Genomic DNA, 11,990 nt, shown 5'->3' with positions numbered 1-11,990 from the left:
TAAGATACAAAGAAACTGATACAAAAGAAGAATAATATGTTCACCAACAATTTAGGTCCGTTTTCCGGAAAAAACGCTCCTGAAATACATTATCATCCATCTATCGCAGATAGGATATTGGAAGGTACAGCAGCTCTCTGCTTGCTTTCTGGCATCGGAATAGTATGCTGGAATTATTTCCATACAGACCTCCTCTCCGATTATGGAGTATATGGAATATTCATCAGTATAGTAGTATTTGCTTTATTGTTTGGAGGAGCCTATGCTCCCGTACGTTGTATCAATTTTCCGGTACGCATTGGAAAACATAATGTTGTCAAACAATATATACTGGTCATTAAACTCATACGTATCTTCAATATCTTTTTGACATTAGTGTCCACTAAAAAATCATAGAAGTTCTTTGAAATTATTGAAATTCAATTTGTTATAGGAGATTTTTGGGAGAACGGATTTGAATTTACTTTTGTGGTAATTTTCAGACCGTTATGCATAAAGACCCATATATTTTTGCCCAATTAGTTAAGTTCCTTGACCGAAGTAAATTCAATCGTATCGTTACAAAGTATGAAGGCGATAAGTATATCAAGAGCTATACCTGTTGGAATCAGCTGCTTACGATGATGTTCGGTCAGCTATCCAATCGAGATAGTCTTAGAGATTTGATTGTGGCTATGGAAGCTCATGCTGGAAAACTTTACCATCTCGGAATCGGGAAGTCTGTAACTCGGAGCAATCTTAGTAAGGCTAATGAGCAACGTAACTACCGCATCTTCGAAGAGTACGCAACATTCATGATTGCCGAGGCCCGCAAGCGTAGAATCAATAAAATATTCGAACTTGACGGTCATGTTTATGCATTTGACTCTACAACGATTGATCTGTGCCTGTCAGTGTTTGAATGGGCTAAATTTCGCAAACATAAAGGCGGAATAAAGTTGCATACGCTCTACGATATTGAAGCGGAAGTACCTGCATTTGTGCATATTACACCTGCCAATATTCACGATTCAAAGGCTATGCCTGAGATTCCATATGAATCAGGAGCGCATTATATATTCGACCGAGGGTATAACGATTTCAGCAACCTTAATACAATAAATCGTATAGGTGCTTTCTTCCTTGTACGAGCCAAAACAAATGTACGGATCAAGCCTAAAACCTGGAAACGAAGATTGCCAGAAGGTGTAGTATCGGATGTAATCGGATGCTTTACGGTTTATAAAAGTTCTAAGGATTACCCTGAGGAACTTAGAAAACTCATCATTGAAAATCCTGAAGACGGTACACGATACATCTTCCTGACAAATAATCTTGACGCATCTGCAGAGTTTATATCATCGCTTTATAGAAACAGATGGAGTGTTGAACTGTTCTTCAAATGGATAAAACAACACCTCAGGATTAAGAAGTTCTGGGGAACATCGGAAAACGCTGTACGCATACAAATCTATTGTGCGATAATCACTTACTGCTTAGTAGCAATAGTCCAACACGATATGAAATTAGAACGTAGCGTCTATGAAATTCTCCAAATACTCGGAATCTCTCTGACCGACAAAACACATCTCAGTGACTTGTTTGACAAATCGAATTTCAAAAATGTCAAAGACCGATATGATTCAAGTGAACCGAATTTATTTAATTTTTAACCTTGTCCATTTTTAGTGGACAGTAGTGTCTTTTTGACAATGTTTATGGTTGCAGGCATTTTATCTGACTATTATAAATGGGCAGCAATCTTAAAAGTTATTTCATTGATAATATGTGTTTTATCAATTGGCGTATATTATATACTGGCATTCCGATACAAGTAAAATTTACAAAATAAGAAAGGACAGCAAATTCTACTGAAAATCTGTACAAATAATTGTAACTTTCGTACAGATTTCTATAAAAAATTGCTGATGTTTTCATGAAAACATCAGCAATTTTTTTCTTAAACAAGTTTTCTTATATTTTTCCCCTTTTGCACCCTTCACATATATGAGTTATTATACGATAAAAGGAAAAATCAATCACCCCATTTTTCAGTCTAGAATTGGAAATAAATAAACGGCTGTATGTCGCTGCTCTTTACCTGTATGACCAGAAATATCAGGGCTATCAGAATCAATGCCTGTCCTACCAACGGCATGCGTGTCATGCCACGGCTACATGCATTCTGCCAGCTATCCGGACACCAATGAAGCACATATCCTATTCCCATCAGCACGAATACTTTCCAGTATCCTTCTACGAGTTGTACGAACAGTTCGGGATGGAAAGAAGTGAATATCTGACGAATCATCGATACCGAACCTTCGAATTCGGTGTTACGGAAGAATATCCAGCAGAAACATACGAAATGGAAGGTAATGATGACAGCAAAAACACGTCGCCAGCCGGTACTGCGGTAGTTCTTGGGGCGATGGAACAGACTGCGGATAAATTTATGCACGGCCAGAGCTACACCGTGAAGTGCTCCCCAGATAATGAAATTCCATGAGGCTCCATGCCACAGACCTCCCAGAAGCATGGTCAGAATAAGATTGATATAGGTACGTATCTTGCCTTTCCGGTTCCCTCCCAACGAAATATACAGGTAGTCACGCAGCCAGCTGGACAGAGATATATGCCAGCGATGCCAGAAATCGGTTACACTGTCCGACTTGTAGGGTGAATCGAAGTTTATCGGGAAACGGAAGCCCAACAGCAAAGCAATACCGATTGCCATATCACTGTATCCGGAAAAGTCGCAGTATATCTGTAAGGCATAGCCATAAACACCAAATAGGTTCTCCAAACCGGAATACAGACTGGGATTATCGAAAATACGCTCTACAAAGTTTATACTTATATAATCGGATATAACGGCTTTCTTAAATAATCCGCTCACAATAAAGAATACTCCTTGTCCGAACATTTCTTTCGAAACAAACAGGGGCTGACGGATTTGCGGAATAAAGTCACGGGCACGTACGATGGGACCTGCTACAAGCTGTGGAAAGAATGAAACATAAAACACATAGTCCAACAGACTGTCGAGTGGCTTCAAATCACGGCGGTATACATCGATAGTGTAGCTGAGCGACTGGAACGTAAAGAAAGATATTCCTACGGGAAGGAAGATATCGAAAGCTTCATAATGGCCGTTCCACAACGGACAGAGTATTTCATAGAAAAAGTTAGTATACTTGAAATAGCACAACAGCCCTAAATTGATACATAAGCTCACTACAACCAGCATTTTACGTTTCCAAAGAGTTTCGGTACGTGCCATTCTAGCGGCCAAGAGATAGTCGCTTACAGAAACGACTCCCAATAAAAAGAAATAGACACCGCTACTCTTATAATAAAAATAATAAGAGAAAGCTGATACAAAAAGCAGACGTGCCGTAGTACGTTTCTGCAAAAGTGCGTATATCAGGCTGAATCCGAGGAAAAGAAACAGAAACAGTCCGCTGCTGAATATCATCGGCTGCCGGGGATCGTAAGTCAGTATGTCTGCCAGTTTAGTCCAATCTAGTTGCCACATAATTATTGTATGCTTTTATAAATGCTTCATGTAATAATAATCCTTGTAAAGTATATCCTTCGCGGGTAAAATGTATTTTATCTCGCTGATACATTTTTGCTGCATTCCAGTTAAGGCAGGCACGTTGTCGGCCTCCTACGATGTCATACATATCCCAGATAGCAATGCCATGCTCACGGGCAAATTCCAACTCGTTTTCTACAACCAGCGGTATACGTGGATTGATAACTCTGCCTCTTCTCCCGTTTCTGACATATGCTCCCGGAGGAGTTGTCATGAGAAAATGAACATCAGGACACGCTGTCTTCAACATATTTATCAGATGGCTCATAGCTTGTGTATGCTCCGATGCATTATAACGACGTGCGTGTGCCTCATTGGTCCCGAATGACAGTATGACCAGATCGGGATGTAAACCTACAATTTCATGAATGCGTTCCGGAGTAGAATAAGTCTGGCAGGTTGCTCCGTTTACACCAAGAATATGGTATACTATACCGTTCGAACCTGTTTCCTTTGCTATTCCAGAGGTATGGTACGATACAGGAATATGCTCTACTGCCTTTGCCCCAAAATCATCTTCCAGACAGCAACGCATTACATAGGGAAAAACATGACCTCTGACGTGTGAATCGCCTATATGTACAATACGTAACGGACGGTCTAATTTTCCGAGCTTTTCCCAAAAAGGATATAAAGAGCCCGCAGGATCTGTCAGTTCGTTTTCTGTAACATTCTTGAAAACATCGGGCATCGGGCTGTCTACTGCAACAAACTGCATGAGTTGTTTCATCTCACGGCTTGGATAGACGGGAGATGAATGTGTATCCGGCTTTGGACATACAGGTATAGCATCCTGTGCATACCCCGGCCTCACAACTAATAGTCCCAGAGCACTAAGCAGATAAAAAATCAGAACATTCAGCTGTTTCATAGTGCATTAATTTTCATATGCCTTACGCTTTTCGTATTGTTCCTTGTCGTACATCAGCGCTTCGAACAATATTTTTGCCAGATGTTTTCCTCCTCGGAAATTAATATGCGTATAGTCATAATTTGCCATTGCCGGTTTGCTGTTTACCATTTCTACCATACTTCCTTCCCCTCCCATCGCTTCGAACATATTCCAAAAAGCAACATGAGTATTTGCAGCCAAAGCCTGCTGGTAGCGGATGAGATTTTTTACTCCAGGCATAGTTCGCAACTCTCCGGTTTCTGTTTTATTTTCTCTGTCACCGATTCCGATTATCAGAATAGCTGCTTCAGGAAAAGCTTCTTTCAGATGTCTGACAACTTTCTCCATTTCGTGTGTGTAATAAGAATAGTTCGATACATTTTCGGAAGCGACATTCAATCCATACTGTAAAACAATCAGATCGTAGGTACGCAAGCGGTTGTATGCTTTCAGGATAGACAGAGGAATGCTGGTCAGTTGCTGTCCGCTACTGCCTCGGGTACTGAAATTATCGAGTATAACTCCTTCTTTCGAATCCATTGTAGCCGCAAAGCACCGGGTATTTTTTCCAGCCTGCAATACGTTCCAAGATACATTTCCTATTCTACCTTCTACCTGGGCAACCTGCATTCCCGTACTGTCGCCGGGGAAAATGTATTCTGTATCCTCACCTCCATTGACTTGCACGGACAGTTTTACGGAATCAGACGAAAAGAAATAGAAAGAAGATATATCGCATGTATCCAAACAAGAAGTATAATTTTTACCACCTTTCAGACTGACAGATGCTCCCTGACGAGGGATAAAATAATGATTGGATATATCTTGCATGGAACGATGAAAGGCTACGGAATCGGTTATAGCATGGCTCTCCCACCCGCTGAAAGTGTGTTTTACAGTGGGACGGAATCCAGCAATACGGGAAGTTACAGGCACGTATCCTACACCTCTTCCTCCAAACTTCTGCTGGAACAGAGTACGTAAATCGGCTGTCAATATATCACCTTCTATAAAGGAATCGCCAAAATAAGCGATACGAACGGGACGATTGAGTGAAGCACGATTCTCCAAAGCTTCATAGAAAGCTCCCATTCCCAACTCCAGAGAATCTGCATAGTCTTCTATACAGGTCATACCAGCCTTACAAGTATCAACAAATATAGGCTTTGCCACAACAGGCAAAGGTATGGAATCGGTATCGGAAACTTCTTCGATTACAGGATCAGGACGTAAGTCGGATAATAAATCGACCTTACGCAAAGGACTCCCGTTAAAATTTACAGGAGGCAAATAATAGAGTGCCAATAGTCCGCAGACTACCAGTAATGTAAAGGCAAAAGTTATTGTTATTTTATTCTTCATCGATGATTCTTTGCAAACAGCTGCAAAGATAGAGGTTTTTTGAAGAATATAGGGGGTATTATCAAGGCTTTTCTTTTACTGACTGTAAAAAAGCATCTACCATCTGCATACCTTTCGGGGTAGTAATTCCTCTCATATGCAGGAAAGTAACTTCACTATAGATTTCTGAAATAGGGTAATTTTCTGTTATATCCGAATATATCAGCATTTCCATCTGCATCGACATTGCCTGATTAATAATGGCAAAATTTATATCATTACGGAATATGCCTTCTTCTACTCCCTTTTGGAAATGTACCAATGCCGCTGCATCGTTCAATTTCTGATGTTCGCGTATATATGTCAACACATTAGGATACTTACGTAAATCGCGGAAGAAAAGCGGATTTATCTGTCCCAACTCATTCAACTTACGCTTATAAAAAGCAAAGATTACTTCCAGAGCATTTTCAGCTCTGGAAGCAACTTCGCTAATGTATGTACTCATCTCTTGCTGGTGCATGGCAAATACTTCCAGCAAAAGCTGTTCTTTATCGCAGAATAGCTCGTAAAGAGTCCGTTTGGATATAGAAAGTGCGCACGCAAGACTGTCCACATGAACATTCTTGATGCCAGATTTGGCAAAAGCATGGGAAGCTTCCAGTATTACTCGTTTCCTCAGCTCTGCTCTGTCACACTTATTTCTCTTTACGCCTGCCATAAAATACAATTAATGAATAATGCCTAACTTCGATGTTTTTACAAACTCTATAATCCGTTCGATTTCCGGACTATTAGGAACCTGTTCCTGAATACGAAGCAACGCATCGTGCTGAGAAGTATTTGCCTTATACAGAATACGATATGCCTGAGCAATATGTTTAATCAGAGTTTCAGAGAAACCAGCAAGCTCGAGCACTTTCGTATTTATGCTGTAAAAAGCAATAGGTTCGTGAGCTGCCACGATATAAGGAGGAATATCTTTGATAAAACGGCATCCTCCCTGTACCAGAGAGTAACTTCCCAAACGTGTGTTACCCTGCATCAGCACATTGGATGTAAGAATCGCACAGTCCTGGATAATACAATTACCAGATACCTGCGAGCCATTTCCGATAATACAATGATTTCCAACTTCAACATCATGTGACAGACGTGCACCTGCCATAATGAAGTTTCCATCGCCAACGCTTGTAGCATGTCCGGCATGTGTACCACGAATAATCACAGCATTTTCACGGATTACATTATTATTGCCAATATAGGCTAATGTATCTTCACCTGTATAAGCAAAATCCTGTGGAACTGCAGCAACAACAGCTCCCTGATACACTTTATTGCCATTTCCCATGCGAGTACCACTCATCAAGCTGGCATAAGGCATAATCACATTATCGTCGCCTATCTCGACATTTTTGTCGATATAAGCAAACGGATGTACCGTAACGTTTTTCCCAATCTTGGCAGACGGGTCAACGTAAGCTAAAGGACTAATCATAGTTTCTTTCATATTTAAGGTTAATTATTCTCTTCCTCCTCCCAAAGCACTATACAAGTTTATAACAGCTTGCATACGCTGGAAATTATCAGAAACCTCGCTCAGCTGTGCACTCAGCAAATTCTGCTGTGCTGTCAGAATTTCCAGATAAGTGGCTTCTCCACTCTGGAACAAAGCTTTGGTATAAGTAACAGCTTTATCCAACTGTTCTACCTGTCCACGGTCTTCTATAAGTTTCTTGTTCTGTGTATCATATAAGAACAATGCATCACTAACTTCCTTACCAGCTTCCAATATCGTCTGCTGATAGTTCATCTTGGCAATTTTTTCTTCTGCCTTAGAAACTTTCAAATTGGCTACCAGTTTGCCGTTATTGAATATAGGTTGAGCCAATGAAGCCAGTGCCTGCAACATAAATTCACCCGGATTAACTACAGATATACCTGAACCGTTTGTCCATCCGGCTGTTCCTGTTATGTTTAAACCTGGATAGAATGCTGCACGGGCAGAGTTCGTGGTATAATAAGCTGCTGCCAATGTCATTTCTGCCATCTTTACATCAGGACGATTTTCCAGCAACTGCAATGGTACACCGGCTGTCAATTCTTCAGGCATTACCTGTTCGCCCAGAGTATTACGGTCGATAGTTTGCGGAGCTTTAGCCAGTAATACAGCCAGAGAGTTTTCTGTTTCGCGTACCTGACGTTTCAAATCCATCAGCGAAGCTTCTACCTGATGACTAGCAGCACGCATTTGTGCAACTCCCGCTTCGGTTGTCATACCAGCCACTTTCATAGCTTCCATTACACGTACATTTTCTTTGTAGATGGCAGCAGTTTCTGTTGTAATTTCCACCTGACGGTCGAGCATCAGCAACGAATAATAGATATTGGCTATGCCACAGATAATCTGTGAACGTACTGCCTGTTCCGCATACTTGCTTTGTTCATAAGCAACTTTCTGTCCACGTTTTGTATTGAGAATCTTGCCAAACAAATCGATTTCCCAACTTGCAACAGCTGGAAGTTGATAAGCTTTTACATAACTTCCTCCTCCCATACTAGTTGTTGTTCCTTGAGGAGCCAGATTAATAGAAGGAAGATACGACAGTTTAGCGGCAGTCAGCATCACTTTAGCTTCCTGTACACGAAGAGCTGCAGCCTGCATATCTACATTGTTTGCCAATCCCTCTTCAATTAAAGCCTGCAATTTTGCATCGCGAAAGACTTCTTTCCATGGCAAGTTTCCCATATTTGAAGTATCGGCAACCAACGTATCGGTAGCCGACGCCGGGTCACGATAGATGCCTGAGGCATCTATCGATTCCGGACGATCGTAAGCTTTATAGATGTGACAACTACTCATCATGGCAGCCAGACACATCGCACCTAATATTTGTTTTTTCATTATCGTCTTTATCATTTATGAGTTTTAGCAGTAGGAGAATATTGTTCGATTTCAGCCTCTACTTCACTTTCGTCAAGGCTATCCCATTCCATCGGCTTAATCTTCTCCTGTAGCCATTGGAATATAACAAACAGTACCGGAACAATGAAGATTTGCAGAATCATACCAATCAACATACCACCGATAGCTGAAGAACCCAGAGTACGGTTACCGTGAGCACCTACGCCAAACGCAAACATCAACGGAAGCAATCCGACAATCATAGCCAAAGAGGTCATCAAGATCGGTCGCAAACGAGCTGCCGCACCCAGCACAGCTGCCCAGGAAATACTCATACCTTGCTTACGACGGTCGAGGGCAAACTCTACAATCAAAATTGCATTCTTAGCCAACAGACCCATCAACATAATCAATGCAATCTGCATGTAGATGTCATTTGACATAGTTCCCAGAATCATCTTCAATGCTGGTATATTTCCTAATGCACCGAATCCGTTAACGAAAATAAAGCTACCCATCAAACCGAACGGAACTGAAAGCAATACAGCCAACGGAAGAATATAACTTTCGTACTGAGCACTCAGCAACAAGTAAACGAATACAAAACACAACACAAAGATAATACCTGTTGTACTACCACTTGTAGATGCCTCTTCACGTGCCATACCTCCTAATTCGTAACCAAATCCAGCAGGTAAGTTTTCCTTAGCAACTTCGGCAATAGCCTGCAATGCCTGACCTGAAGTGTATCCTGAAGCCGGAGCAACCATGACTTTCATAGAAGTATACAGGTTGAAACGGTTGATGATATCCGGACCATACACTTTCTTCATGCTGACAAACTGTGTAATAGGAGCCATTTCGTTACCACTACGAACTTTGATACTGTTCAGAGATTCCATGTTTTTAGTAGCATCCGGCTCAGCCTGAATCATTACACGGTACATCTTACCGAAACGGTTGAAGTTTGATGCATATAAACCTCCGAAGTATCCCTGCATAGTAGAAAGAATATCGCTCGGGCTGATACCTGCTTTCTTACAAGCTGCGGCATCGATATCCAGCTGATACTGCGGAAAGCTAGGGTTAAATGTTGTTTTTGCTGAGTTAATTTCAGGACGTGCTTCAAGCGCAGCTCTATAGTTATTGACTACTTCGAAGAAGTGATCCAAACTACCACCGGTCTTATCCTGCATATTTAACTCGATATCACTTGATACAGAGTAACCCGGAATCATAGGAGGAGCGAAGAACAATACCTGTGCATCTTTGATGATTTTCTGCGCACGCATGAACAATGTTGCATAAATAATATCAGAGTTCTGCATCATAGAACGTTCTTCCCAGTCTTTCAACTTGATAATGACAGAACCGTAAGAAGGTCCCTGACCACCAATGAAGCTATATCCGGAAATAATAGTACGAGATTCAACAGCAGGTTCGGCTGCAACCAAACTATCTACTTTAGCCAAAACTTCCATTGCACGTTCCTGAGATGTTCCAGGAGGTAAAGTTACAGCACCCATGATAGTACCTGTATCTTCATTAGGAACCATACCTGTAGGAGTGATCTTCATAAAGAATACCAGCAAAACAATAGAAGCAGCTACCAAACCTAATGATAACCATTTCTTATGGATAAAGAATACAACACGTTTCTTGTAACTCTTCAACAATGAATCGTAAGCAGCGTTGAATGAAGTATGGAAACGATCGATAACACTCATTTTCTTTGGCTTGTGTTCTGAATCATGTGGTTTCAGGAAGATAGCACACAAAGCCGGAGACAGTGTCAACGCGTTCAGTGCAGAGAATGCAATAGAGATAGCCATGGTAATACCGAACTGACGGTAGAATGTACCTGCTGTACCTCCCATGAAACTTACCGGAATGAACACAGACATCATGACCAATGTAATTGAAACCAATGCTCCACCCAGTTCGCTCATGGCATCAATAGAAGCCTCACGAGATGATTTATATCCCTGATCCAATTTTGCATGGACACCTTCTACCACCACTATGGCATCATCGACCACAATCGCAATGGCAAGCACCATCGCCGACAGAGTCAACAAGTTCACACTAAATCCAATCAGCTTCAATACGAAGAATGTAGCAATCAAAGCTACCGGGATAGCAATAGCCGGAATCAATGTAGAACGCATATCCTGCAAGAATACATATACAACAATGAACACCAGGATAAATGCTTCGATCAAAGTCTTGATTACTTCATGGATTGATGCATACAAGAAGTCGTTTGCATTTTGAGCAACGTTGATCTTCAGACCGGCAGGCAAACTTTCTTCTGCCTTGCTGATAACATCAAGCAGGTTATTAATAGTTTCAGTAGCATTAGTACCTGCCATCTGGAACACAATACAAGTTACAGCCTTATGTCCGTTTACTGTATTATTAAAGGTATAAGCCAAACGTCCGAGTTCGATACGAGCAACATCACCTAAACGAAGAACTTCTCCATTTGGCAATGCTTTAATAACGATATCTTCAAATTCTTCTGTCTGCTGCAAACGTCCCTTATAACGAATAGTATATTGGAATGTCTGATTTCCACGTTCACCAAACTGTCCGGGAGCAGCTTCAATATTCTGTTCGGCCAATACACCAGAAATATCAGATGGGACCAAATTATATTGCGCCATTACATCCGGCTTCAGCCAAATACGCATAGAGTAGTCCTGACCCATCACGTTGGCATCACCCACACCCTTTACACGCTGAACTTCCGGAATCAAGTTAATCTTGGCATAGTTTTCAATAAACTCGATGTTATACTTATCTTCTGCATCGTACAAAGAGAAAATCAACAACATAGAGTTCTGACGCTTCTGAGTTGTCACACCGACTCTTGTTACTTCGGCTGGCAGCAAACCCTGCGCCATAGAAACACGGTTCTGTACATTGACCGCAGCCATATCCGGGTCAGTACCCTGGTTAAAATAAATACTGATATCGGCCGAGCCGTTGTTTGACGCACTAGACTGAATATACATCATGTTTTCTACACCATTGATCTGGTCTTCCAGCGGTGCAATAACTGAGTTCAATACAGTTTGCGCATTGGCACCCGTATAGGCAGCTCTTACCGATACGGTAGGAGGCGCAATATCCGGATACTGTGTTACCGGCAATGTAGCAAGGCCGATTATACCCAGGATAACCATCAAGATAGATATTACCGTTGACAGTACCGGACGATTAATAAATTTATCTAGTTTCATTCTATTCCTTAATAATATTATACGAAT

At 41.3% G+C, this 11,990-nt stretch carries 9 protein-coding genes; 2 read left to right on the top strand and 7 right to left on the bottom strand.

What is annotated here, in order from left to right; translation table 11 throughout:
• Window positions 1-36 precede the first annotated feature (36 nt).
• Window positions 37-396: a hypothetical protein gene (locus BACCOP_RS01425; RefSeq protein ID WP_007565395.1), complete on the top strand. Its 360-nt coding sequence runs from the start codon at window positions 37-39 to the stop codon at window positions 394-396.
• Between the two features lie 92 nt (window positions 397-488).
• Window positions 489-1,652, top strand: coding sequence for an IS4 family transposase (locus BACCOP_RS01420; RefSeq protein ID WP_007565393.1), 1,164 nt, complete (start codon window positions 489-491; stop codon window positions 1,650-1,652).
• Between the two features lie 383 nt (window positions 1,653-2,035).
• Here BACCOP_RS01420 and BACCOP_RS01410 read toward each other — a convergent pair whose 3' ends face one another.
• The 7 genes from BACCOP_RS01410 to BACCOP_RS01380 form a co-directional block, all read right to left on the bottom strand.
• Window positions 2,036-3,517, bottom strand: coding sequence for an MBOAT family O-acyltransferase (locus BACCOP_RS01410; protein ID WP_007565389.1), 1,482 nt, complete (start codon window positions 3,515-3,517; stop codon window positions 2,036-2,038).
• Complete coding sequence (locus BACCOP_RS01405) at window positions 3,495-4,451, bottom strand: GDSL-type esterase/lipase family protein (RefSeq protein ID WP_007565387.1); 957 nt, start codon at window positions 4,449-4,451, stop codon at window positions 3,495-3,497. Before BACCOP_RS01405 ends, BACCOP_RS01410 begins: the two co-directional genes overlap by 23 nt.
• A 6-nt stretch (window positions 4,452-4,457) precedes the next feature.
• Entirely contained in the window at window positions 4,458-5,834 is a 1,377-nt protein-coding gene (locus tag BACCOP_RS01400; protein WP_007565386.1) for an SGNH/GDSL hydrolase family protein, read from the bottom strand.
• A 61-nt stretch (window positions 5,835-5,895) separates the two neighbouring features.
• The gene (locus BACCOP_RS01395) at window positions 5,896-6,534 is read right to left on the bottom strand and encodes a TetR/AcrR family transcriptional regulator (RefSeq protein ID WP_007565384.1); all 639 of its coding nucleotides are present in this window, start codon (window positions 6,532-6,534) and stop codon (window positions 5,896-5,898) included.
• 9 nt (window positions 6,535-6,543) lie between these two features.
• Window positions 6,544-7,311, bottom strand: a complete 768-nt coding sequence (gene lpxA, locus BACCOP_RS01390) for an acyl-ACP--UDP-N-acetylglucosamine O-acyltransferase (RefSeq protein ID WP_040311708.1) — start codon at window positions 7,309-7,311, stop codon at window positions 6,544-6,546.
• Window positions 7,312-7,335: 24 nt separating this feature from the next.
• On the bottom strand, window positions 7,336-8,718 hold the full coding sequence (locus BACCOP_RS01385; protein ID WP_040311707.1) for a TolC family protein: 1,383 nt from the start codon (window positions 8,716-8,718) through the stop codon (window positions 7,336-7,338).
• An 11-nt stretch (window positions 8,719-8,729) separates the two neighbouring features.
• Entirely contained in the window at window positions 8,730-11,963 is a 3,234-nt protein-coding gene (locus BACCOP_RS01380) for an efflux RND transporter permease subunit (protein WP_007565377.1), read from the bottom strand.
• Window positions 11,964-11,990 lie beyond the last annotated feature (27 nt).

The sequence above is a fragment of the Phocaeicola coprocola DSM 17136 genome, from assembly GCF_000154845.1.
GTDB lineage: Bacteria > Bacteroidota > Bacteroidia > Bacteroidales > Bacteroidaceae > Phocaeicola > Phocaeicola coprocola.
This window is presented reverse-complemented; position numbering and strand designations above follow the sequence as displayed.